22 protein-coding genes are annotated in these 23570 nt (G+C 65.1%); 12 read left to right on the forward strand and 10 right to left on the reverse strand.

Going from position 1 to position 23570, the window contains the following annotated elements:
- Positions 1 to 124: 124 nt before the first annotated feature.
- Genes I6F20_RS09095 through I6F20_RS09110 form a run of 4 tightly spaced genes read right to left on the reverse strand, consistent with a single transcriptional unit; the run spans position 125 to position 4314 of the window.
- Positions 125 to 1327: an ABC transporter substrate-binding protein gene (locus I6F20_RS09095; protein WP_036001355.1), complete on the reverse strand. Its 1203-nt coding sequence runs from the start codon at positions 1325 to 1327 to the stop codon at positions 125 to 127.
- 36 nt (positions 1328 to 1363) lie between these two features.
- A complete protein-coding gene (locus tag I6F20_RS09100; protein ID WP_025035619.1) occupies positions 1364 to 1948 on the reverse strand; it encodes an amino acid synthesis family protein in 585 nt (194 codons plus the stop codon).
- A 15-nt stretch (positions 1949 to 1963) separates the two neighbouring features.
- Complete coding sequence (locus I6F20_RS09105) at positions 1964 to 2860, reverse strand: UPF0280 family protein (protein WP_225125837.1); 897 nt, start codon at positions 2858 to 2860, stop codon at positions 1964 to 1966.
- Complete coding sequence (locus I6F20_RS09110; RefSeq protein WP_225126018.1) at positions 2857 to 4314, reverse strand: 6-hydroxynicotinate reductase; 1458 nt, start codon at positions 4312 to 4314, stop codon at positions 2857 to 2859. Before I6F20_RS09110 ends, I6F20_RS09105 begins: the two co-directional genes overlap by 4 nt.
- A gap of 265 nt (positions 4315 to 4579) precedes the next feature.
- On the opposite strand from I6F20_RS09110, the gene I6F20_RS09115 reads away from it, so the two are divergent.
- Both I6F20_RS09115 and I6F20_RS09120 read left to right on the forward strand, forming a co-directional pair.
- Entirely contained in the window at positions 4580 to 5062 is a 483-nt protein-coding gene (locus I6F20_RS09115) for a (2Fe-2S)-binding protein (RefSeq protein WP_157282298.1), read from the forward strand.
- Positions 5062 to 8586: a molybdopterin cofactor-binding domain-containing protein gene (locus I6F20_RS09120; protein ID WP_225125839.1), complete on the forward strand. Its 3525-nt coding sequence runs from the start codon at positions 5062 to 5064 to the stop codon at positions 8584 to 8586. Before I6F20_RS09115 ends, I6F20_RS09120 begins: the two co-directional genes overlap by 1 nt.
- Before the next feature lie 116 nt (positions 8587 to 8702).
- Here the strand turns inward: I6F20_RS09120 and I6F20_RS09125 are convergent, their stop codons facing one another.
- The gene (locus tag I6F20_RS09125; RefSeq protein WP_036001365.1) at positions 8703 to 9668 is read right to left on the reverse strand and encodes a catechol 2,3-dioxygenase; all 966 of its coding nucleotides are present in this window, start codon (positions 9666 to 9668) and stop codon (positions 8703 to 8705) included.
- A 369-nt stretch (positions 9669 to 10037) separates the two neighbouring features.
- On the opposite strand from I6F20_RS09125, the gene I6F20_RS09130 reads away from it, so the two are divergent.
- The 3 genes from I6F20_RS09130 (at position 10038) to I6F20_RS09140 (ending at position 13089) form a co-directional block, all read left to right on the forward strand.
- The gene (locus I6F20_RS09130) at positions 10038 to 11777 is read left to right on the forward strand and encodes an ATP-binding protein (RefSeq protein WP_036001369.1); all 1740 of its coding nucleotides are present in this window, start codon (positions 10038 to 10040) and stop codon (positions 11775 to 11777) included.
- A gap of 216 nt (positions 11778 to 11993) precedes the next feature.
- On the forward strand, positions 11994 to 12575 hold the full coding sequence (locus I6F20_RS09135) for a peroxidase-related enzyme (protein WP_057029295.1): 582 nt from the start codon (positions 11994 to 11996) through the stop codon (positions 12573 to 12575).
- Positions 12576 to 12585: 10 nt separating this feature from the next.
- Positions 12586 to 13089 (forward strand): MgtC/SapB family protein, encoded by a 504-nt coding sequence (locus I6F20_RS09140; RefSeq protein WP_036001373.1) that lies wholly within the window; start codon positions 12586 to 12588, stop codon positions 13087 to 13089.
- Here the strand turns inward: I6F20_RS09140 and I6F20_RS09145 are convergent.
- From I6F20_RS09145 to I6F20_RS09155, 3 genes are all read right to left on the reverse strand, one after another.
- Entirely contained in the window at positions 13086 to 15638 is a 2553-nt protein-coding gene (locus I6F20_RS09145) for a cation-translocating P-type ATPase (RefSeq protein ID WP_225125841.1), read from the reverse strand. The genes I6F20_RS09140 and I6F20_RS09145 overlap by 4 nt on opposite strands.
- Complete coding sequence (locus I6F20_RS09150) at positions 15635 to 15802, reverse strand: hypothetical protein (RefSeq protein WP_167361653.1); 168 nt, start codon at positions 15800 to 15802, stop codon at positions 15635 to 15637. The genes I6F20_RS09145 and I6F20_RS09150 overlap by 4 nt, the downstream gene beginning before the upstream one ends.
- 234 nt (positions 15803 to 16036) lie before the next feature.
- Positions 16037 to 16180, reverse strand: a complete 144-nt coding sequence (locus I6F20_RS09155) for a hypothetical protein (protein ID WP_167361652.1) — start codon at positions 16178 to 16180, stop codon at positions 16037 to 16039.
- A gap of 262 nt (positions 16181 to 16442) precedes the next feature.
- Between I6F20_RS09155 and I6F20_RS09160 the strand changes: the two genes are divergently transcribed.
- A complete protein-coding gene (locus I6F20_RS09160; protein ID WP_165637160.1) occupies positions 16443 to 16598 on the forward strand; it encodes a hypothetical protein in 156 nt (51 codons plus the stop codon).
- Between the two features lie 11 nt (positions 16599 to 16609).
- Here I6F20_RS09160 and I6F20_RS09165 read toward each other — a convergent pair whose 3' ends face one another.
- Positions 16610 to 17239 (reverse strand): ParB-like protein, encoded by a 630-nt coding sequence (locus I6F20_RS09165; protein WP_225112808.1) that lies wholly within the window; start codon positions 17237 to 17239, stop codon positions 16610 to 16612.
- Positions 17240 to 17565: 326 nt separating this feature from the next.
- On the opposite strand from I6F20_RS09165, the gene I6F20_RS09170 reads away from it, so the two are divergent.
- From I6F20_RS09170 to I6F20_RS09195, 6 genes are all read left to right on the forward strand, one after another.
- Positions 17566 to 17907 carry a hypothetical protein gene (locus I6F20_RS09170; protein ID WP_036001385.1) on the forward strand — a complete coding sequence of 114 codons (342 nt, stop codon included), beginning with the start codon at positions 17566 to 17568 and terminating at the stop codon, positions 17905 to 17907.
- Positions 17908 to 18141: 234 nt separating this feature from the next.
- Entirely contained in the window at positions 18142 to 18429 is a 288-nt protein-coding gene (locus I6F20_RS09175; RefSeq protein WP_007592476.1) for an acyl carrier protein, read from the forward strand.
- Positions 18430 to 18439: 10 nt separating this feature from the next.
- Positions 18440 to 18910, forward strand: coding sequence for a 3-hydroxyacyl-ACP dehydratase FabZ family protein (locus I6F20_RS09180; RefSeq protein WP_225125843.1), 471 nt, complete (start codon positions 18440 to 18442; stop codon positions 18908 to 18910).
- Positions 18907 to 20112 (forward strand): beta-ketoacyl-ACP synthase, encoded by a 1206-nt coding sequence (locus I6F20_RS09185; protein ID WP_225125845.1) that lies wholly within the window; start codon positions 18907 to 18909, stop codon positions 20110 to 20112. Before I6F20_RS09180 ends, I6F20_RS09185 begins: the two co-directional genes overlap by 4 nt.
- A 21-nt stretch (positions 20113 to 20133) precedes the next feature.
- Positions 20134 to 21411 carry a beta-ketoacyl-ACP synthase gene (locus tag I6F20_RS09190; protein ID WP_036001392.1) on the forward strand — a complete coding sequence of 426 codons (1278 nt, stop codon included), beginning with the start codon at positions 20134 to 20136 and terminating at the stop codon, positions 21409 to 21411.
- 8 nt (positions 21412 to 21419) lie between these two features.
- A complete protein-coding gene (locus I6F20_RS09195) occupies positions 21420 to 22352 on the forward strand; it encodes a lipid A biosynthesis lauroyl acyltransferase (RefSeq protein WP_036034424.1) in 933 nt (310 codons plus the stop codon).
- A 99-nt stretch (positions 22353 to 22451) separates the two neighbouring features.
- On the opposite strand, the gene I6F20_RS09200 is transcribed toward I6F20_RS09195, so the two are convergent.
- Positions 22452 to 23564, reverse strand: coding sequence for a polyamine ABC transporter substrate-binding protein (locus I6F20_RS09200; RefSeq protein WP_036022311.1), 1113 nt, complete (start codon positions 23562 to 23564; stop codon positions 22452 to 22454).
- Between the last annotated feature and the right edge of the window lie 6 nt (positions 23565 to 23570).

Genomic DNA, 23570 nt, shown 5'->3' on the forward strand with positions numbered 1-23570 from the left:
GTGCTGGTCTTCATCCTTCGAAACGGCGCTCCGCGCCTCCTCAGGATGAGGTCCGGGACCCTCATGGTGAGGAGCGCGGCGACGCCGCGCGTCTCGAACCATGAAGGCCCCGGTCTCTGTTGTATCAATCCTTCGGACGCAACTTCGCGACTTCGGCATCGCTGGGCAGATAGTCCGCGCCTTTCTTGTAAGACGAGTCCACCATCACGCCCTTGCCGTCCTTCAGCGCGGTCTTGCCGACGAAGGCCCCGAGCGTCGACTGGTGGTCGATCTTGCGGAAGGTGATCTCGCCGAACGGCGATGGCATCGTAAGCCCCTCCGCCGCGGCAATCAGCTTCTCCGGATCGGTCGAGCCAGCCTTCGTCAGGATCGCGGCGGCCGACTTGATGGTCTGGTAGCCGACGATCGAGCCGAGACGCGGATAATCGTTGTACTTGGCCTGGTACGCCTTCAGGAACGCGTCATGCTCGGGCGTCTTGATCGAGTACCAGGGATAGCCGGTGACGATCCAGCCCTCCGGCGTCTCGTCCTTGAGCGGGTCGAGATATTCGGGCTCGCCGGTGAGGAAGGAGACGACCTCGCGCCCCTTGAACAGGCCGCGGGTGTTGCCTTCGCGCACGAGTTTGACGAGATCCGCGCCGAAGGTGACGTTGAGGATCGCTTCCGGGTTGGCGGCGGCAACCGCCTGCACCACCGGGCCGGCGTCGATCTTGCCCTGCGGCGGCCATTGCTCGTCGACCCACTGGATGTCGGGGCGCTTCTCCGACATCAGCTTCTTGAACACCGCGACCGCCGACTGGCCGTATTCGTAGTTCGGCGCGATCGTCGCCCAGCGTTTGGCGGGCAGCTTGCTGGCGGCTTCCACCAGCATCGCGGCCTGCATGTAGTTGGAGGGACGCAGGCGGAAGGTGTACTTGTTGCCCTTGGACCAGGTGATGGCGTCCGTGAGCGGCTCGGCCGCGAGGAAGAACACCTTCTTCTGGTTGGCGAAGTCAGAGACCGCAAGGCCGATGTTCGAGAGGAACGTGCCGGCGAGCATCGCAACGCCCTCGCTCGAGACGAGCTCGTTGGCCGCGGTCTGCGCATCCGCCGGCTTGCCACCGTCGTCCTTGGAGATGACGACGAGCTTCTTGCCGTTGATGCCGCCGGCCGCGTTGACTTCCTCGACCGCAAGCTGCCAGCCCTTGCGATAGGGCTCGGTGAATGCCGGCAGCAGCGAATAGCTGTTGATCTCGCCGATCTTGATGTCCTGCGCCAGGGCCGAATGGGCCATGCCGCCCGCCAGAAGCGCGAAGGCCGCGCCGACGATAGTATTTCTTGCTCGCATCCCAACCTCCAATTTGAACTCGCCTACGACTTCTATCTATCTCAGACCGTCTTCGCCCTTGATCTCCGCGACCGTGAGCCCGCCGACGCGCGGCAGCGGACGGCCGCTGTCGGTGACGGCGACCGCGACCATGATCTCGTTGGCGCGCGGCGCATCGTTGATCTGTACCTCCATCCCGTCGAAATGGCTGCGGACGAAGGCTGCGTCCTTGTGCCCCAGCGGAATGTCCAGGGTCGTGCCGGGGCCGCTGCGCTTCTTCGAGGACGGGATCAGCGCCGCGCCCTTCCCCAGAACTTTACGCACCGGCGCGCCCATCTTGGGGTGGAGGATTGCGGCGGCATGCTCCAGCTCGCCGTTCTCGCCGACGGCCGCGGCCTTGCCGTAGCTATGTGCCTTGGCGCCATCGATGCCGAGCGCCGCCACCGCGCGCTTCGATAAGAGCTCGCCCAGCTCCTCGCCGATCGCGATCAGCGGCGAAAGATCCTCGACATATTTTCCGGCGAAAGGATTTTCGATCACGGCGATCGCGGCGGCACGCCGGGTCGGCGGCGACACCTGGCGTCCCATCTCCATCTGCGTCTCTTCGACGACGGTGACGATCTTGCGGATGATCGCGCTCATGTTTCGCTTCCCTGTTCAGGCATGGACCGCGTTCTCCAGCACACGCGGGCGCGATCGTTGCTCTTCTATATCCTTTGTTCCGATGACAAGCATATCACCACAAAGCCGCAGCACGGCACCTTCGATCAGTCCGCGATCGAACAATTGCCGTGCACATTCCGCGCCAGATTCAAGCGCGGCGGCGATCTCATTGTGAGACAGCTCGCCGACACCGCGCGTCACGAGGCGCGCGCCCAGATCGCTGTCGGGCTGAAGCTCGTTCGCAGGCTGTCGGATGATTGCGGGATGCCCGGGCAGATCGACGGCATTGGCGATCACGGTCGCGGCCGCATCGGCCTGCGAAGCGGTTGCGGCCAGCACGGTCACGGCATCGGCGATCCCGAGCGAAAAGCTGCGGCCGTGCCGACCGCTGGTCGCGACGCCCCGCACCGGATCGTCCGCATCGATCCGCATCCTCCGCATCACGCCGTCGTGGTCGGGACGATCCATCAGGCCGACCGAAAAATGCTCGCCCACACCGAGATGCAGCGCGATGTCGCCACCATTGTTGACGTAAATCCGATCGAGCGGTGCAGCGCGCAGCATCGCGGCCAGAATCTCCTCCGCGACGCTGCCGGCAACGGCCGCCATCGGCGTGATGAAGCAATCGGCGGCATAAGGCGCGACGGCAGCGTGCATGCGGCGGGCGACAACGCCCTTCAGCGAGGTCTTCTCCTCGACCGCCGTACGCAGCCCTGGCAATTCCGCGCAAAGCTCGTCGAGCAATCCAGTGAACCGCAGCGCCGCAGCCTCATAGGCGACCCGCACCGCATCCGTACGTCCCCTCGCCTCCACGATCAGATCGATCGGTCCATCCTGCAAATGCAGCCGCCGGCCATCAGACAGCAATGCGATTTGCGGGCGCCTGGTCATGTGCGAGGCCCCGGAATCGGGTTCTGCCAGGGCAATTGGCGGACATCGTCGCCGCTCTGCACCTCGGAGAGCGGCTTCACATAATCCATGTGGCCACCGAGCGCGGCATAGTCGGACAGCTTCATGGTGAATTCGATCGGCGCGACCAGGGCCGGTGTCGGCACATAGCCGAACGCGCCTGACGGCATCTGCGTCACGTCGACCATGTAGGTGATGCCGCCGCCGGGCCAGACATAGACCGGCGCGCCGCCGCTGGTGACGCGCGTCAGCGCATCCTTTACCGAGCGCGTCAGCCGCACCGGGTTGTCGGTGACGCCAGCGCGCAAGGAGCCGCCCGCGCCCGCCATGAACAACACCGTGCACAACGCGGGCTCGCAATTTTCCTGGATGCGCTCGACCGAGAACTTCAAGTCGTCAGGCATCTCGGTCTCGACCGGCTTCAAGGCCTGGTCGAGCACGTAATAGGACGAATGCTCTCCGGTGGTGGAGACCATCAGCATGGTCAGACCGGGCTTTGCTTCCTTGGCATCGAACGGGCCAAGGATCGACAGGGGATCTGAGATGTTGGTGCCGCCCCAGCCCGTGCCTGGATCGGCCACCTGGAAATAGCGGCCGGGCGTCGAGCGACGGCCCTTCATCTTGATGCCGGTGTCGGCGATGTCGAGCAGCTTGCCCGCTTGATGCTCGCTGAGCACGCCGGTGATGTGGTCATCGACCACGACGACTTCGTCCACCTTGCCGAGCCATTGCTTGGCGAACATGCCGATCGTCGCCGAGCCGCAGCCGACGCGCATGCGCTCTTCCTTCACGCCGTTGACGATCGGCGGCTGCCCGGCCTGCACCACCACGGTGGCGCCGCCATCGATGGTGAGCTCGACCGCCTTGCAATTGGCGAGGTCCATCAGCGTGTCGCAGGTGACGCGGCCCTCCTTCTTGGAGCCGCCGGTGAGATGATGCACGCCGCCTAGCGAGAGCATCTGCGAGCCGTATTCGCTGGTGGTGACATGGCCGACCGCCTCGCCCTGCGCGCGCACGGTCGCGGTCTCCGGGCCGAGATAGCGATCGGTGTCGATCTTCACCTTGATGCCGCAATAGGAGAAGATGCCCTCGGTGACGACCGTCACCATGTCGACGCCGTCGACCTCCGCAGAGACGATGAACGGCGCCGGCTTGTAGTCGGGATAGGTCGTGCCTGCCCCGATCGCCGTCACGAAAGTCGAGGGCTCGTGGACGATCTTGCCGTCCCAGTCCTCGGTGCGGCTGAACGGGACGAGCTTGCCGCCGTGAGAGACGGTGCGCTCCAGGATGACATGCGGATCGACGCGGACCAGCTTGCCGTCGTGATTGGCATAGCGATCGCAGGCCCCCGCCGCGCCGGGCTTGATGTAGCACATCACCGGACAAGCATCGCAGCGGATCTTGTCGATGACGGCGCTCGTCGTTTCTGTCACCATGTCGGAGCCGGCGGACACCGCTGTTATCATTCGTATACGAACGATGTTGCGCGCGCTGCCCCGGGGCTGTCAAGCGGCGGTGCAGCGCAAAAGATGCCACTGCCGCATAAAACCTCATTTGCCTATCCGCCCTGTCCACAAAGAAGGCAACCGCGCTGCAGTGCGGCATGCATGGCTTGCACGTTTGTGTACAAACGGTATCGTCGCAGCGCCGAATTTTCGCGATTGCATGATCTTGGATATCGTCTTGGGCTTGGGAACGAGGATGACGCAGACACCGATCCGCCTCACCGTGAACGGCAGGATCCACGAGGTCACGGCAGCGCGCGACACGCCGCTGCTCTACGTGCTGCGCAATGATCTCGCGCTGAACGGCCCGAAATACGGCTGCGGCCTCGGCGAATGCGGCACCTGTACTGTCCTGATCGACGGACTGGCGGCACGCTCCTGCGTGATTCCGGTGAGCGGCTGCGCCGGGCGCGACATCGTGACGCTCGAAGGCCTCGGCACAAGCGACAAGCCCGACGTCGTGCAGCAGGCCTTCATCGACGAGCAGGCCGCACAATGCGGCTATTGTCTCAACGGCATGATCATGACCACCAAGGCGTTGCTCGCGATCAACCCGCGGCCGACCGAGCAGGAGGCGCTGGCGGCACTGCGCTACAATCTCTGCCGCTGCGGCACGCATGTCGAGATCCTTCGCGCGGTGATGCGCGCATCCGGCCAACTCACCGAGGCCGCAGATTGATGGCGTCCTTTGTTACGAACGGAGCTGAGCGCGGGGGTTCGCTCGTCGTCGCGCGCAGCGTGGACGAGGTCACGTCGGAGACCTTCGTCCGCATCACCGCGGACGGTTCGGTCACGGCCTATAACGGCCATGTCGATCTCGGCACCGGCATCCGCACTGCGCTGGGCCAGATCGTCGCCGAAGAGCTCGACGTCTCCTTTGCGCGCGTCGTCGTCGTGCTCGGCGACACGGCATTGGTGCCGAACCAGGGCGCGACGATTGCGAGCGAGACCATCCAGATCACGGCCGTGCCGCTGCGGAAGGCCGCGGCGCAAGCGCGGCACTTTCTGATCGCGCGCGCGGCGGAACGCCTGGACTTGCCCGAAGCCGAGCTCAAGATCGAGGACGGACTCGTTCGCGGCCACGACAATCGCAGCGTCAGCTATGGCGAGCTCATCGGCGACGAGGCAATCCGCCTCGAGCTGGCCGATGACGCCACGCTCAAGCCTGTCGGCGATTACGCGATCGTCGGCCAGTCGGTGCCGCGCGTCGATCTACCCGCCAAAGCCACGGGCGAGCTGACTTTCGTGCACGACATCCGAGTATCAGGAATGGTGCATGGCCGCGTGGTGCGGCCGCCCTATGCTGGCGTCGATGCCGGACCGTTCGTCGGCACCAGCCTCATTGCGGTCGACGAATCCTCCGTGCGCGACATTCCCGGCCTTGTCGCCGTCGTGCGGATCGGCGATTTCGTCGGCGTCGTCGCCGAGCGCGAGGAGAATGCGATCCGTGCGGCAGAGCAGCTCAATGTGAGCTGGAAGCCGACGCCGACGCTTGCCGATCTTGGCGATGTCGAGACGGCCCTGCGTGCCAATCCATCGACGCCGCGCACGCTGATCGACAAGGGCGAGGTCGACAAGGCGATATCAGCCGCGGCCAAGCCGATGCAGCGCACTTACCTCTGGCCGTATCAGATGCACGCCTCGATCGGCCCTTCCTGCGCCGTCGCCGACTTCCAGGACGGCAACATCCGCGTCTGGTCGGGCACGCAGAACCCGCACGTGCTGCGCGGCGACCTGGCGCTGCTGATCGAGCGTCCCGAGAGCGAGATCGAGGTGATCCGGCTGGAGGCCGCCGGCTGCTACGGTCGCAACTGCGCCGACGACGTCTCCGCCGATGCGCTCCTGCTGTCGCGCGCCGTCGGCCGTCCTGTCCGCGTGCAGCTGACACGTGAGCAGGAACACGCCTGGGAGCCCAAAGGCACCGCGCAGCTCATCGACGTCAATGGCGGCCTCGACGCCGACGGCAGCATCGCTGCTTACGACCTTGCTACGCGCTATCCCTCGAATGCCGCGCCGACGCTGGCGCTGCTGCTGACGGGCCGCCTCTCGCCCGAGCCCGCGGTGCTCCAAATGGGCGACCGCACCGCGATCCCGCCCTATGATTACGAGCACATGCGCGTCGTTGCCCACGACACGCCGCCGATCGTGCGGGCCTCCTGGTTCCGCGGCGTCTCGGCATTGCCGAACACCTTTGCGCATGAATCTTATATCGACGAAGCCGCAACCGAGGCCGGCGTCGATCCGATCGAATATCGTCTGCGCTACCTGAAGGATCAGCGCGCTGTCGATCTCGTCAATGCTGTGGCCGAGCGCGCGGGCTGGACGCCCCGCCCCGTTCGCGAGGAGAAGGACGGCGAGGTCGTGCACGGCCGCGGCTTTGCCTACGCGCTCTACGTCCACAGCAAGTTTCCGGGCTATGGCGCGGCGTGGTCGGCCTGGGTTGCCGACGTCGCGGTGAACAAGACGACCGGCGACGTCAGCGTGACGCGCGTCGTCGCGGGACAGGATTCCGGGTTGATGATCAACCCGGACGGCGTGCGCCACCAGATCCAGGGCAACGTCATCCAATCCACCAGCCGCGCGCTGATGGAAGAGGTATCGTTCGAGCGCGGCACGGTGGCCGCGCGCGAATGGGGCGCCTACCCCATCATCCCCTTCCCCGACGTGCCCAAGATCGACGTGCTGATGCTGCCGCGGCAGAATCAGCCGCCGCTCGGCGTCGGCGAGTCCGCCTCGGTGCCGAGCGCGGCGGCGATCGCGAACGCCATCTTCGATGCCACCGGCGTGCGCTTCCGCGAGCCGCCGTTCACGCCTGAGCGAATCCTCAAGGGTCTGCGCGGCGATGCGGCGGTGACGCCGCAGGCTCTGCCCGCACCGGCGGCATCGCGGCCGTCCCGGGTCTGGGCGAATCCGTTCGCCAGGCGCGCCGGTATTGCTGCAGCGATCGCAGCCGTCTGCACCGCTGCCATCGGCATCGGTGCGGCGCTCCTTCTAGGTCGCGCGATTGCGCCGATCGCACGGCCCGACGCGTCGGTCTATTCCGCGGCGACCATCGCCCGCGGCGAGCAGCTTGCAGCGCTTGGCAATTGCGCGGAGTGCCATACCAGCATTGGCGGCGCGCTCAACGCCGGCGGCCGCGCCTTGGAGACGCCATTCGGCACGATCTATTCGACCAACATCACGCCCGACGTCGAGACCGGTATCGGTGCCTGGTCCTATCCGGCCTTCGAGCGCGCCATGCGCGATGGCTTGCATCGCGACGGACGGCAGCTCTATCCCGCTTTTCCCTACACGCATTTTGCAAAGACCAGCGACGCGGACATGCAGGCGCTCTATGCGTATCTGATCGCGCAGCCTTCAGTGCGTGCGACGGCACCGCCGAACGAACTCGCCTTCCCTTACAATCTCCGCTCGTTGCTCGCGGGCTGGAATGCGCTGTTCCACGACACGAAGGTGTTCAAGCCTGATCCCGCCAAATCGGAGCAATGGAATCGCGGCGCCTATCTGGTCGAGGGCCTCGGCCATTGCAGCGGCTGTCATTCGCCGCGCAACGCGCTCGGCGCCGAGCAACGCAACGCTTATCTCGCCGGCGGCTTTGCCGAGGGCTGGGAAGCGCCGGCGCTGACCTCGCTCTCGCACGCGCCGATTCCGTGGAGCGAGGAGGAGCTCTACGCCTATTTGCGCACCGGCCACTCGCGTTACCACGGTGTCGCGGCCGGCCCGATGGCGCCTGTCGTCAGGGATCTCAAAGCCCTGCCCGACCAGGACATCCGCGCGATGGCGGTCTATCTGAACTCCTTCAACGACACGGCCGATACACCAGCGCCGGATGCGCTCGCCGCCAAGCTCGAGAGCGCAACGCAAGTGACCGTCGCCTCCTCCGCGGGCGCCCGCCTCTATCAAGGCGCCTGCGCCGTGTGCCACGAGGTCGGCGGCCTGCCGCTGTTCGGCACGCGGCCCTCGCTCGCGCTCAACAGCAACGTTCACAGCACGAAGGCGGATAATCTCGTGCAGGTGATCCTGCACGGCATTGCAGACCCAGTCTCCAGCGATCTCGGCTACATGCCCGCGTTCGGGAATAGCATGAGCGATGCACAGGTCGAGGAGCTCGTGACGTTTTTGCGCAAGCAGTTCGCGCCGGACAAGCCGGCCTGGACCGGCGTGCGCGAGACGATCTCGCGGGTGCGAAGTTCGACCCACTAACGTCATTCCGGGGCCCGAGCATAGCGAGGGAGCCCGGAATCCATAACCACCAGCCGGGGTTATGGATTCCGGGCTCGCCGCTTCGCGTCGCCCCGGAATGACACTGCGTGAATACGCTAGTCGTGCTTCACCTCCACCGGCGGCGTGCCGTGGGTGTGGAAGGACTCGATCGTCTTCAATCCCCACGCCTGGCCCTTCTTGCGCTCCTCCTCGGTCCACACGATCGGCTTCCAGTCGGGCGCGAGAATGAGACGCGCGCCGGCATTGGCGACTTCGACGCGGTTGCCGCCGGGCTCATAGACATAGAGGAAGAAGGTCTGCTGGATCGCGTGCTTGTGCGGCCCGGTCTCGATGTGCACGCCGTTCTCTAGAAAAATGTCGGCGGCGCGCAGAATCTCCTCACGGCTGTCGAGCGCGTACGTGACGTGATGGAAGCGGCCCGGCACGCCCGAGTGATCGAGCGAATAGGCGAAGTCGTAGCTCTTGTTCGACATCGTCAGCCACATCGCGGCCTCACGGCCGTCGTTGAGTACGATCTGCTCGGTGAGGCGGCAGCCGAGGTAATTCTCGAAGAACTCGCGGTTGGCCTTGATGTCGACGGCGAGGCAATTGAGATGATCGAGCCGGCGGACGTTGACGCCACGCGCCGGAAAGCGCTGCGCCTGGTTCTTTAGTGCGGGCTTGAGCTCCGGCGGCGCCTGATACCATTCGGTCTCGTAATAGAGCTCGACGATGTGGCCATCGGGGTCGCGGCAGCGGAAGGTCGGCCCCTGCCCCATGTCGCCGTCGATCCAGCCGATGTCGAAGCCGGATCCCTTCAGCGCGGCGACGCGCCGCTCCAGCGCCTGCTGGCTGCGCGCACGGAGCGCCATGTGGCCCATGCCCGAGGTCTTCGACGCCGTGAGCTTGAGCGAATAGCGCTCGTAATCGTCCCAGCCGCGCAAATAGACCGACTCGCCCTTCTGTCCGCTGACGGTCATGCCCATGACATCGACGAAGAACTTCAGGCTCTCGTCGGGCTTCGGCGTCAGCAGCTCCATGTGGCCGAGGTGGGCAAGGTCGAGGATCGGTTCGGGCTGCATGGCTTCCTCCTGGAGCGGACGCGGGGCTTTCGGCGCGGTGCCTCATTTGTACTAATGTACAAATCATTAGGTCCAGTCAACAAAGCAGCCGGTATCCTGCTGCGATCGGCGCCTGACCGCTGGCCTCCGGACGAGACGGGCAGCCTGCCCGAATGGTAAACTCTTCCTTAAGGACCATCTCACCTGAAAGGTCCGGAAAATGCAGCATTTTCCTGGCGATTTTGCCAATAAGCAGGCATTGGCGGCGAGGCTCCCGACCGAATTACCGCGGATTTAACGGAGCCGGCGCGTCCGGCGTTTAACCGTTTGTGCAGCGACGGCCGCGCATAGTCCGGGCAACTCCCCTTGCTCTTGCCAGGTTCATTCATCGTGACATCCTTTGGACGCGTGATTTCGGTTCGCGGATCGCTCGCCCGGGTTGGGCTTCTGGCGGAAAGCCGGATGCCGATCTCGGAGGTGCGGGCCACCGTCGGCCGGTTCGTCAGCATTCGCTGCGCCAGCTCGGTCATCGTTGCGATGATCACGGAGGTCTCCTGCGAAAATCTGTCGAGCTCCGACAATTACATTGCCATCGCCTCGGTCGACCTGCTCGGCGAGATCCTCAATGCCGCGGACAAGGCCAAATTTCAGCGCGGCGTCACCAACTATCCGACCATCGGCGATGCCGTCGACCTGATCACGAGCCAGGAGCTGCGCACGATCTACGCGCCGACCGGCTCGGACCAGATCAATGTCGGCTTCCTGCAGCAGGACCGCTCGGTCATCGCCTATGTCGACGTCGAGGAAATGCTGTCCAAGCATTTTGCCGTGCTGGGATCGACCGGCGTCGGTAAATCGACCGGCGTCTCGCTGCTGCTCAACGAGATCCTGAAGGCGCGGCCGAACCTGCGCATCTTCCTGCTCGACGTGCACAACGAATATGGCCGCTGCTTCGGCGACCGCGCGCTGGTGCTCAACCCGCGAAACCTGAAGCTGCCGTTCTGGCTGTTCAACTTCGAGGAAATCGTCGACGTGCTGTTCGGCGGCCGCGCCGGCGTGCCGGAAGAGCTCGACATCCTCGCCGAGGTGATCCCGCTCGCCAAAGGCGTCTACACCCAGTACCAGAACGCCGACCGCATCGGCCTCAAGCGCATCGATCCCAAGCAGATCGGCTATACCGTCGATACGCCTGTGCCCTATCGCCTGGTCGACCTGTTGTCGCTGATCGACGAGCGGATGGGCAAGCTCGAGAACCGCTCCTCGCGCATCATCTATCACAAGCTGATCTCGCGCATCGAGGCCGTGCGCAACGACCCGCGCTACGCCTTCATGTTCGACAATGCCAATGTCGGCGGCGACACCATGGCCGAGGTGATCAGCCATCTGTTCCGCCTGCCCGCCAACGGCAAGCCGATGACGGTGATGCAGCTCGCCGGCTTCCCGGCGGAGGTGATCGATTCCGTCGTCTCGGTGCTCTGCCGCATGGCCTTCGATTTCGGCCTGTGGAGCGACGGCGTCTCGCCGCTGCTGTTCGTCTGCGAGGAGGCGCACCGCTATGCCTCCGCCGATCGCAACATCGGCTTCGGCCCGACCCGCAAGGCGGTATCGCGCATCGCCAAGGAAGGGCGCAAATACGGCGTCTATCTCGGCCTCATCACCCAGCGCCCCGCCGAGCTCGACGCCACCATCATCTCCCAGTGCAACACGCTGTTCACGATGCGCCTCGCCAACGACCGCGACCAGGCGCTGCTGCGCGCCGCCGTGTCGGACGCCGCCGCGAACCTGCTCTCCTTCGTGCCCTCGCTCGGCACCCGCGAGGTGCTGGCGTTCGGCGAAGGCGTGGCGCTGCCGACCCGCTTGCGCTTCAAGGAGGTGCCGCCGCACCAATTGCCGCGCGGCGAGGCCACCATCTCGAGCGTGCCCTCCGTCACCTCCGGCCACGACATGCATTTCGTCAGCGCCGTGCTCGAACGCTGGCGCGGCGCCACCTCGCAGCGCGACGTGCCGAACGACCCCGTGTTCTCGGCACCGCCCGCGAAGACGATGTCCAGCGTCGAAGCCCCGATGCTGCAGCCCTCGATGGGCCTCGATCCGGACCGCTTCTCGCTGCTGAAGAAGCCGCTGCGGTAAGGCTTCGCTCCATCCACATCGTCATTGCGAGCGCAGCGAAGCAATCCAGAGTCTTTCCGCCGGGGGGACTCGGGATTGCTTCGCTGCGCTCGCAATGACGGAGGATGGAACGTCGTTCCCACCTGACACCTTTGTCGCGGCCGCTTCGGACCGGCAGATTGAGCCCGCCCCACGCATCGACTATGGTTCCCGCCCCCCAAGCCGGAACCCATGCCCATGACAAAGACCGCCGCGCAACGCTTTCCCGCACCCGCCCTCGACACCCTGCCCGACGACATTCGCACGCGCCTCCTTGCCGTGCAGGAGAAGAGCGGCTTCGTCCCGAACGTGTTCCTGACGCTGGCCTATCGCCCCGACGAGTTCCGCGCCTTCTTCGCCTATCACGACGCGCTGATGGAGAAGGACGGCGGCCTCACCAAGGCCGAGCGCGAGATGATCGTGGTGGCGACGTCGGCGGCCAACCAGTGCCAATATTGCGTGATCGCCCATGGCGCGATCCTGCGCATCCGCGCCAAGAACCCTGTGATCGCCGACCAGGTCGCGATCAACTACCGCAAGGCCGATATCACGCCGCGGCAGAAGGCGATGCTCGATTTCGCCATGAAGGTCTCGGCAGACGCGCAGCGGATTTCCGAGGATGATTTCGTAGCGCTCGCGCCCCACGGCTTCAGCGACGACGACATCTGGGACATCGCCGCGATCTCCGCCTTCTTCGCGCTGTCGAACCGGCTGGCGAATTTCACGGGCATGCGGCCGAACGAGGAGTTCTATCTGATGGGCCGCCTGCCGAAGACGTGATCGAGGCGCCATGACCGAGCTCGATTGGCCCGAAATCCTGCTGCGCCTCGGCACGGCCACGCTTGCCGGCGGCGCGATCGGCCTCAACCGCGACCTGCACGGCAAGCCGATCGGGCTGAAGACGCTCGGCATCGTCGGGCTCTCCACCGCGAGCGTGGTTCTGCTCGCATTGCAGCTCGCCGAACCGGCCAGGGTCGTCGACGCCGCCAGCCGTGTCATCCAGGGCATCCTCACCGGCATCGGCTTTCTCGGCGCCGGCGTCATCGTGCACCAAAGCACCGGGTTTCGCGTTCGAGGCCTCACCAGCGCCGCCTGCACTTTCCTTGCCGCCTGCCTCGGCATCGTCTGCGGCGCCGGACAATGGAAGATCGTCGTCGTCGCCCTGGCGCTGGCCTTCGTGCTGCTGACGATTGGCCGCCGCCTCGAGCGCCGGCTGCATCGTATGCTTGGCGGCAAGGAAGATCCTCAGCGGACGGAGACCTCGCCGAGCTCGGGTCAGCGGGAGAGCGATTAGAATCGCAACCGTCGGCCCCAAAACGGCTTCAGCAGTTCGAGCGCCGTGAGCACCAGCACTCCCGCGCCGAGCGTGATCATCAAATCGTCAAGATGCAGGGGACCGAAGCGAAACAGGCCTGAGGCCGGCGGCCAGAACAAGGCTGTGGCGAGAACGAGCGCAATCAAGAGGAAGATCCAGAGCAATGCCGCGTTCGGACGGAAGAAGGCGGACAAGAACGATGCGCTGAAGGATCGATTGACCAGCACCAGCGCGAGGACGCAGACGACGAGCGCGATGAATGCGAGGGTGCGAGCCTCCTCGGGCGGAAGGCCGGAACGAAGCGCTGCGACGAAGATCACGGCGATCAAGGCGAAGGCCATCGTGCCTTGCAGAACGCTCCAGGCGATCAGGGGCCACGAGAACAGCTCCGCATCGGCACGCCGCGGCGGACGCTTCATGACGTCGCGCTCCTCCCGCTCGGCCTCGAACACCAGCGAGCAGACGGGATCGATGATCAGCTCCAGAAAGGCGATGTGCACCGGGCCGAGCACCAGCGGCAGCCCGAACACCAGGGGAAGCAGCGCAAGACCCGCGATCGGCACGTGGACGGCAAAGATAAAGGCCATGGCCTTGCGCAGATTGTCGTAGATCCGGCGACCGAGGCGGATGGATGCGACGATGGAGCTGAAGTCGTCGTCGAGCAGGACGATCGAGGACGCCTCGCGAGCGACGTCGGTGCCGCGGCCACCCATCGCGATTCCGATATGGGCGGCCTTCAGCGACGGCGCGTCATTGACGCCGTCGCCCGTCATCGCAACGATCTCGCCGCTGCGCTTCAGCGCCTGGACGATCCGCAGCTTCTGCTCCGGCAGAACCCGCGCGAAGACGTTCACCTTCCTGACGAGTGCCTCGAGCTCGCTGTCGTCCGCGAGCTTGACCTGCTCCCCGGTCGCGACCTCATTGATGTCGAGCCCGGCTTGCAAGCCGATCGCCATGGCGGTCGCCGGATAGTCGCCCGTGATCATGATGACGCGGATGCCGGCCGAACGGCATTCGCGAACCGCCTCCGGAACATGAGGCCGCAACGGATCGGCAAGCCCGACCAGGCCAACGAAACGAAATACAAAAGCCTCCTGGGATGCCGGCAGGGAAGCCTCATCGCAAACGGCAACCGCCATCCCCAGCACCCGGAGCCCGTCCTTCGCCATTGCCCCGACGGCAGCTTGCACGGCCTCCCGATCGGCTTCGTTCAGCCTGCACAGGCGCGCAATCGCCTCCGGCGCGCCCTTGGCGCATGCGATGAGGTCCGCCGCTCCGGCTGTCCGCCAAACCTGGGTCATGGCGAGCAGCTCGGGGCGCAGACCATAGGTGCGCACCAGCGTCCGCTCGCCATCCATCGCGTCGCCGTCCCGCAGGACACCACGCGCGAACGAATGCAGCGCCTTCTCCATCGGATCGAACGGCTCCGGAGAGCTTGCCAGTGCCCCGCAGCGCGCCAGCTCTGCGAATTCGCGCCCGACCTGATCCGGTCCGGACGCCTCCGCGCGCAGGCGCGCGCCGTCCAGCAGGCGCAGCTCGGCGACCGACATCTGATTCTGCGTCAGCGTTCCGGTCTTGTCGGTGCACAGGACTGTTGCTGAGCCGAGGACCTCGATGGCGGCGGCGCGCCGCGTCAGGACGCGGGCCTGCGAAATCCGCCACGCACCCATGGCCATGAACACCGTGAGCACGACACCGAATTCTTCCGGAAGCATCGACATACCGATGGCGACGCCTGCCAGCAGCGCCTGCAGCCAGTCGCCGCGCGAGACGCCGTAGAGCACAATCGCGGCCAGGCTGATCACGGCGCCGCCGAGGAAGCAGAGCCGCACCAGCCTTGCGGTCTGTTGCTGAAGCCGCGGCGGCTCGGCCTGCAGGCCGCGAAGCGACAGCCCGATCTTCCCGATCTCGCTGCGCGGCCCGGTGCCCTCGACCAGCGCCAACCCCTCGCCGCGCACGACGAGCGAGCCGGAATACACGAATGGCTGATCCTCGCCGCCGGGCCGGTGAGCGGCCGCCGTGACCTTGTCGGCGGTCTTCTTGCGGACGGGCACCGACTCGCCGGTCAGCAGGGACTCGTCGATCTGCAGGTCCCGCGCTTCGACGAGCGCGGCGTCGGCGGGAACGCGATCGCCTTCACCGAGGACGAGAAGGTCGCCCTGCACGACCTCGCGGCCGGCAATTCGCCGGCGCGCACCGTCACGCACCACCAGCGCCCGCGGGCTGGTCAGGTCGCGCAAGGCTTCCAGCACGCGCTCGGTCCGGGTTTCCTGCACCACCGTGATCACGATGGACATCGCCCCGAACGCCAGCAGGATCACCGCCTCCTTGAGATCGCCGAGCACGAGGTAGATCAGCCCGCCGCAGAGCAGCAGCAGGAGCATCGGCTCGCGCAGCACTTCCACCACGATGCGCAGCGGACTGCGTCGTTCCGGCCGAGGCAGTTCGTTGGCGCCGTCTGCCGCGAGCCTCGCCCGCGCCTCGGTCTCACTCAGACCGGCCGCACCTCCGCGTTGCACCTCGCTCACGGTTTCCGCCGCAGGCTCCAGAAGCTGCCGGCACCGACGATTGCGGTGGCGAGCAGGACGGCGACGAAAGTCTGGATGATGGTGAAGTTCAGCGCGTCACGCGCAACGAACAGCGCCGTGATCGCGCCGGCGAGGACAAAGAGGATGCGAAAGATGACGCTCATGGTCGTGCCTCCAAGATCTGCATGACAAGATCTGCATGACTTGGAGCCCGGGGCCCTCCCATCGGGGCGCAACGCTGTCTCTGCAACCATGCTGGCAGACCTTAGCCGGTCAGGGCGAGGCAGGTTTGCGACAGGTCAAGCCTGACCCGGCCATCATCGGTCGGCGACTGCGACGTGATGTCCGCCCAGCAGCGAACAGCCGCTGCATCGCTCACGGCTGCGAGGCGTATGCGGCTAGCGCTTCGCCATCAGCTCGAGCGCCGGAGCAAAGCGCTCCGCGAACGTCAACGTCTTGGCGTGGTGGACTGCGGCGAAGGATGCAGAGATTCCCGCCGAAGCGACCGCGAGCAAGCCAACTACGAAAGCCAGACGGCGCATGTTCGCCTCCTGTGTGAGCTCGACTACCCCATAGAGATGGGACGGCTCTGTTTCAGGACGGTTTCGTGGGCGCGGAAATTGATTTCGCTCAAGCGGCTGTGATGAGATCCGGCTTATCTGGGCGCAATCCGTAACCAACTAACAAGGGTGGACGTGTTTTGCAGCGCCGGCCGTATTGGGAATTTGATACCCGCGAGCGCTGTCCTAGGCACTGCGGCGACGAGCAACATTCGTGAAATGGGAGTCATCGAGGACTACGCAAATGAAGATCGTGATCCAGAAGCTCAATGGCCTGTGGCATCTCATCGTCGGATCGAGCCAGATCCGAACGCCCTTCCTGGATACCCAGGACCGCGCGCTGGTGGTCACTTACGCCCGCCGGGCCTATCCCGGCGCCAGGATCTTCCAGCGCGACTGACGTGAATACCCTCAGTCGTCGTCCGCCGGGCCGCACCAGCCGGGCAGATAGATCGCATTCTTGCTTCTGGCCGCGGCCATCGCCTTCTCGAGCGCATTATCGAAATCGGCCTCCACCGCCTTGCGCGAGACCTGCCGGCGCAGGAAGTCGGCCCACAGGAATTCGGAGAACGGTGTGGTGTCCTTGGCGAAGCCGCCCATGCGGCGCAATTCGCCGGCAAGACTGCGGAACGGATCGTCCTTGAGGTCGGCCACCGATTTCGGCAGGTCGCGGAACGAGCGCCGCTCACCCTTGGCGTCGTAAGGATAGACCCAGCGCTTGTTGTCCATGACGCCCCAGAACGCCTCGCGCTCCACCATCCTGAGATCGCCGACGACGGTCACCAGCACTTCCTTGACGCCTTCATCGTGCAGTGCGCGGCCGAGGTGATGATGGTCGATCACGTAGTAGCGCGCGTCGGGGCCGTAAACGACGGGGATCATGTGCTTGCCGAGCAGATCCGCCTGCTTCTTCTTGCCATGCTCGCGCCAGCGCTTGCGCTTCTCCTTGACCTCGCGCATGCCGACCGTCATCTGCGTCGGCCGGAGCGACAGGATCGGAACCGGATGCACTCTCGGCTCGCGCGCGTTGGTCGTGGTCATGATCGAAGGCCCCTGGCATGCAACTAACGGGTTCGGGTTCCCGCGACTATGCCACGGGTCCCGCGGTGGCAAAATCCGTTCGGAAGACGCGCAGATCACAAGTCGATACCAGCCGGTAAAAAAGACGTCCTCAATGGCTGTCGCTATGCCCGCGTTGCAGCGCAACGCTCGCGACGGACACGATGGCCCGTTGCTGGATCGCGGCACACCGGTCCATGCGCAAAATAGTACGAACGCACAAATGCATCCTGGCATTGCAAAGATTTACTGCAACGCGTGCCTCACCTATGCTATCTAGATCGCTGCTTCGGAGTGATCCCCGCCCCATGAACAATCAGCGGCCCATAAGCTCTGATGAGGAGCACCGGGTGCTCCAGTTCAGGCCGCGCACCCCGCCTTCTCCAAGGGTCCAGCGCGGCAATGGCTCCGTGCAACCGCTCCGCGGCACGCCCGAACGGCTGGACCTGTCACGCTACGAGCAGCCGCGTGCCGAGCCCGACAATTACCGGCAGCGCATGCTTGCCAACATCGCAGCGCTCGCCTTCACCATCGCGCTGACGGCGATCGGGATCTGGCTCGCGGTCAGCATCGCCGACCTGCGCCGGACCCAGGATTGCGTGCTGATGGGCCGCCGCGACTGCGTCAAGATCACAACGCCGCATATTTAGGGACCGGCCCGGCACGAACCTCGCGGCGGACGGACCCAGCCGGCATCCCCAGCTACGTCCGATGCTGCCCCCGGAGGCCTGCCCGGCTCCATTGAACTCAAGGCGGCGCTCCGATATACGGGCTTTCGACCCGGCCAGAGGGGGGTTTGAGGGCGTCATCAGGGGCGCGATGCCCAGCCACCGTGCCACTCTGGACAATCTGACAAATACCTACAATATATCAAAGGCTTAGTGATGTCATCCACATTCGATCAGGTCGCCACGATCATCGCTGAAACCTGCGACATCCCGCGCGACACGATCACGCCGGATAGCCATGCCATCGATGATCTCGGCATCGACAGCCTCGATTTTCTCGACATCGCCTTCGCGATCGACAAGCAGTTCGGCATCAAGCTGCCGCTGGAGAAGTGGACTCAGGAGGTCAACGACGGCAAGGCGACCACCGAGCAATATTTCGTGCTGAAGAACCTGTGCGCCCGCATCGACGAACTGGTTGCGGCCAAGGGCGCGAGCGCCTAAGGGCGCAGTCATGCAACTCGAATACTTCCACATGATCGATCGCATCGTCGACCTCAAGGTCGACGAGAAGACGATCGTCGTCGAAGCGCAGGTCCCGCAGGAAAGCACCATCTTCGAGGGGCACTTTCCGGGTTATCCCTTGATGCCGGGCGTGCTCCTGATCGAATCGATGGCGCAGGCCTCGGGCTGGCTTCAACTCGGCGTGTTCCGATTCGAACGGATGCCGATCCTGGCCGCCGTGAGGGAGGCCAAGGTCCGCGGCTCGGTCTTCCCCGGCGATCTCATGAGCATCGAGGCCAGCCTTACCCATGAAGGCTCCGGCTATGCCATGACCGAGGCCAAGATCCGGGTCGGCGGCAAGCTGCGCGCGAATGCGGCGCTCACCTTCACCCTGATTCCCTTCCCCAATGCGGATATGCGCTCCCACATGGACGCCATCGCCAAGCGCGTCGGATTTCCGCAACAGGCCGTATCGTCATGACTGACACTCCCGCTTTGAAGCCGGGCCAGACCGAGGTCTGGATCACCGGCGTTGGGCTCGCCACTTCGCTCGGCGAGGGCCTCGACGCCAACTGGGCCGCGCTCCAGGAAAAGCGCATCAATGTCGACGAGAAGGGCTTTGCGCCCTACATCGTGCATCCCTTGATGCCCGTTTCCTTCGACAGCCAGATCCCGAAGAAGGGCGACCAGCGCCAGATGGAAGCCTGGCAGCGCATCGGCACCTATGCCGCCGGGCTTGCACTCGATTCCGCCGGAATCAAAGGCAACAAGGACATCCTGTCGAAGATCGACATGGTGGTCGCCGCGGGCGGCGGCGAGCGCGACATCAACGTCGACAGCGGCATTCTCACCGCCGAGGCCAAGGGCGCCAACGCGCCGGGCTTCCTCAACGAACGGCTGATGAGCGATCTCCGGCCGACGCTGTTCCTGGCCCAGCTCTCCAACCTGCTTGCCGGCAACATCGCCATCGTGCACGGTCTCGGCGGCACCTCGCGCACCTTCATGGGCGAAGAGGTCGCCGGCGCCGATGCCGCCCGCATCGCGCTCGCGCGCATCGCCTCGGGCGAGAGCGACATCGCGCTGGTCGGCGGATCGCACAACGGCGAGCGCAAGGACTTGCTCGTCCTCTACGAATTCGGCGATTTCAACCTGAAGGACAAGTTCGCGCCCGTGTGGGCGCGCAAGGACCATCCCGGCTTCGCGCTCGGCTCGGCCGGCGCCTTCCTGGTGCTGGAATCGAAGGCGCATGCGGAAGCGCGCGGCGCCAAGCCGTTCGCAAAGCTGTCGAGCGTCGTCGCCGACCTCGCCAAACGCAAGCAGCCCGGCGACATGACCGCGACGCTCGAGAAACTGTGGGACAAGCTGCCCAGGCGCGAGCGCAAGGGCGCGATCATCACCGGGGCGACTGGGGCGGAGCCTGCGACCTCGGACGAGCGCGACTTCCTGAAGAACCATGCCGACTTTCCGGTGCGCTCGACCGGCACGGTGTTCGGCCACGCCATGGAAACGCAATTTCCGCTCGGCATTGCCCTCGCTGCATTGTCGATCTCGCGCGGAGCGCTGTTCCCGCCGAATGATTCCACGGGGACCGAGATTGAAATGCAGGGCGCGCCCACCCAGATCGTGGTGGTGGGAGCCGGACACTGGCGCGGCGAAGGCATGGCGCTGGTCGAGGCGGTTTAATCAGCTCAAGCGGGGATCGACATGACTGCACCACGCGACAAACTCGGGCGTCCCGTTGTCGTCGTCACCGGCATGGGCATTATGACCTCGCTCGGCGCCGGCAAATCCGACAATTGGGCAAAGCTCGTCGCCGGCGAATCCGGTATCCGCACGATCACGCGTTTTCCGATCGACGGTCTCAAGACCACGATGGCCGGAACGGTCGATTTCGTCAGCGCCGATCCGTTCTCTTCCACCGCTCTGTCCGAGCGGATGGCCGAGCTGGTGACGCAGGAAGCGCTGGAGCAAGCCGGCATCGGCGCCAAGGCCGATTTCCCGGGTCCGCTTTTCCTCGCGGTGGCGCCGGTCGAGGTTGAATGGCCGCAGCGTCGCGAGCTCGGTCGCGCCGTCGGCCAGCAAGACATCACCTATGACGATCTGCTCCGCATCTCCGGCGGCGGCAAGTTTAGCGCCTATCATCATCGCTTCATGTTCGGCTCGGTTGCCGCCTATCTTGCCGAGACCTTCGGCACCAAGGGCTCGCCGATCTCGCTGTCGACGGCGTGCGCGTCCGGAGCCACCTCGATCCAGCTCGGCGTCGAGGCGATCCGCCGCGGCGAGACGGACGCAGCGCTCTGCGTCGCGACCGACGGCACCGTGAACCCGGAAGCGCTGGTGCGCTTCTCGCTGCTCTCGGCGCTGTCGACCCAGAACGATCCGCCGCAGGCGGCCTCCCGTCCCTTCTCCAAGAACCGCGACGGTTTTGTCATGGCGGAAGGCGCCGGCGCGCTGGTGTTGGAGAGCTACGAGGCCGCGACCGCGCGCGGCGCAAAGATCCTCGGCGTGATCGCCGGCTGCGGCGAGCTCACCGATTCCTTCCACCGCACCCGCTCCTCGCCCGACGGCAAGCCGATCATCGGCTGCATGAACAAGACGCTGGCCGATGCCGGCATGACGCCGGATCAGATCGACCACATCAACGCGCACGGCACCGCGACGCCCGAGAACGACAAGATGGAGTTCAACACGACGTCGGCCGTTTTCGGCGAGCTCGCGCAGAAGATTCCGGTCACCTCCAACAAGTCGATGGTCGGCCACACCATCTCTGCCGCCGGCGCAGTCGAGGCGATCTTCTCGCTGCTCACGCTCGAGCATCAGCGCATTCCGCCGACCATCAACTACGACAATCCGGATCCCACGATCCTGTTCGACGTCGTCGGCAACAAGGCGCGCGATGCGCGCGTGACCGCGGTGATGTCGAACTCATTTGGCTTCGGCGGCCAGAACGCTTCGCTGATCCTGACCCGCGAACCGGCCTGACCCGACGCATGGCGCTGCTTCCTGCGAGCACGAAGGCCCGCGCGCGGGAGGCTGCCAAATCGCTCGGCGGCAGCCTGATCGGCGCCGCGACCGTCGCGATGCTGCGCACCACGCGCTATTTCGATCCGGCCAAGACCTCGGACTTCTTCGCGCGTGCCGTCAAGCTGATCGGGCCGCGCCTGCGCGAGCACCGCATCGGCCGCGCCAACCTCACCGCCGCCTTCCCCGAGAAGTCACCGGAGGAGATCGAACGGATCCTGATGGGCGTCTGGGACAATCTCGGCCGCGTCGGCGCCGAGTTCGCCCATATCGACCAGGTCTGGGACTACGCCCGCGATGTCCCCGAGAAGAGTCGCATCGAGATTTCCCCGCGCAGCATCGAGCTGTTCGACCAGATCCGCGACGACGGCAAGCCGGCGCTGATCTTCGCCGCACATCTTGCGAACTGGGAATTGCCGGCGCTCGCCGCGGTCGCGCATGGCCTGGACACCGCGATTCTCTATCGCCGCCCGAACATCGCCTCGGCCGATCGCATCATCCAGGAGATGCGCCAGGTCAACATGGGCACGCTGATCCCGGCCGGCCGCGACGCGCCGCTGCGGCTCGCGCAGGCGCTGAAGGACGGCAAGCACGTCGCCATGCTGATCGACCAGTATCTGACAGCCGGCGTCGAGGTCACGTTCTTCGGCCGCAAGACCCGCGCCAATCCGATGCTGGCGCGCCTCTTGCGCCAGGTCGAATGCCCAATCCACGGCGTGCGCATCATCCGCCTGCCCGACGGCCGCTTCCGCGGCGAGCTCACCGAGGAGATCCCGCCGGTGCGCGATGCCGACGGCAGGATCGACATCCAGGGCACCACGCAGGCGATCACGAGCGTGGTGGAAAGCTGGGTACGAGAACATCCCGAGCAGTGGCTGTGGCTGCATAGAAGGTGGCGGTAAATACTCCGTCATTGCGAGCGCAGCGAAGCAATCCGGAATCGTTCCACGGAAGCAGTCTGGATTGCTTCGTCGCTTCGCTCCTCGCAATGACAGGCGCTACTACCGCCCCGTCTTCACCTTGGTCCAGAGCCGGTTGATGATCCGCTGCGTCGCCGGCTCGCGCGCCGTGATGACGAACAGTTTTGCCAGCGTCGCCTCGTCCGGATAGATGTTCTTGTCATCAAGGATTTTCGGATCGACCAGCTTCTGGCTCGCGAGATTGCCGCTCGCGTAGGACAGGAAGTCCGAGTTCTTGGCGGCGACGTCCGGCCGGTAGAGATAGTTGATCAGCTCGTAGGCTTCCTTGACGTTCTTGGCGTCGGCGGGGATCGCGAGATTATCGAAGAACATCTGCGCGCCCTCCTTCGGAATGGTGTAGCCGATCTCGACGCCGCTTTTGGCTTCCGCGGCGCGGGCGCGGGCCTGCATGATGTCACCGGACCAGCCGACCACGAAGCAGATCTCGCCGGTGGCGAGCGCGCTTAGATATTCGGACGAGTGAAACTTGCGTACGGAGGGGCGGACTTTCGCCACGGCATCGGCGGCCTTTTCCAGGTCCGCCTGCTTGGTCGAGTTCGGATCGAGCCCGAGCCAGCTCAGCGCCGCCGGGAAGATGTCGTCGGCGGAGTCGAGCATGTGGACGCCGCAGTCCTTGAACTTGGCGAGGTTCTCCGGCTTGAAGACGATGTCCCAGCTGTCGATCTTCGCATCAGCCCCAAGGATCTGCTTCACTTTGGCGATGTTGTAGCCGATGCCCGTCGTGCCCCACATGTAGTTGGCGGCGTAGACATTGCCGGGGTCGTAGGTGGCGAGGCGCTGCGTCACCACGGGCCAGGCATTGGCGAGGTTCGGGAGCTTCGACTTGTCGAGCTTCTGGAAGATATTGGCCTTGATCTGGCGCTGCAGGAAATAAGCGGTGGGCACCACGACGTCATAACCGGACTTGCCGGCCATCAGGCGCGTCTCCAGCGTCTCGTTGGCGTCGAAGGTATCGTAGACGACCTTGATGCCGGTCTCCTTGGTGAAGGCCTCAAGGACGTCAGGCGCCATGTAGTTGGACCAGTTGTAGAAATTGACGACCCGCTCCTCGGCACCTGCGGGAGCGGAGAGCAACGTCAGCGCGGCGGCGATCGCGAAACCAAGGCCAAAGCCGGAGCGGCCGACGTTCGTCATCTCTGT

Origin of the sequence: Bradyrhizobium sp. IC3123 (genome assembly GCF_020193625.1) — a bacterium.
GTDB classification, from domain to species: domain Bacteria; phylum Pseudomonadota; class Alphaproteobacteria; order Rhizobiales; family Xanthobacteraceae; genus Bradyrhizobium; species Bradyrhizobium yuanmingense.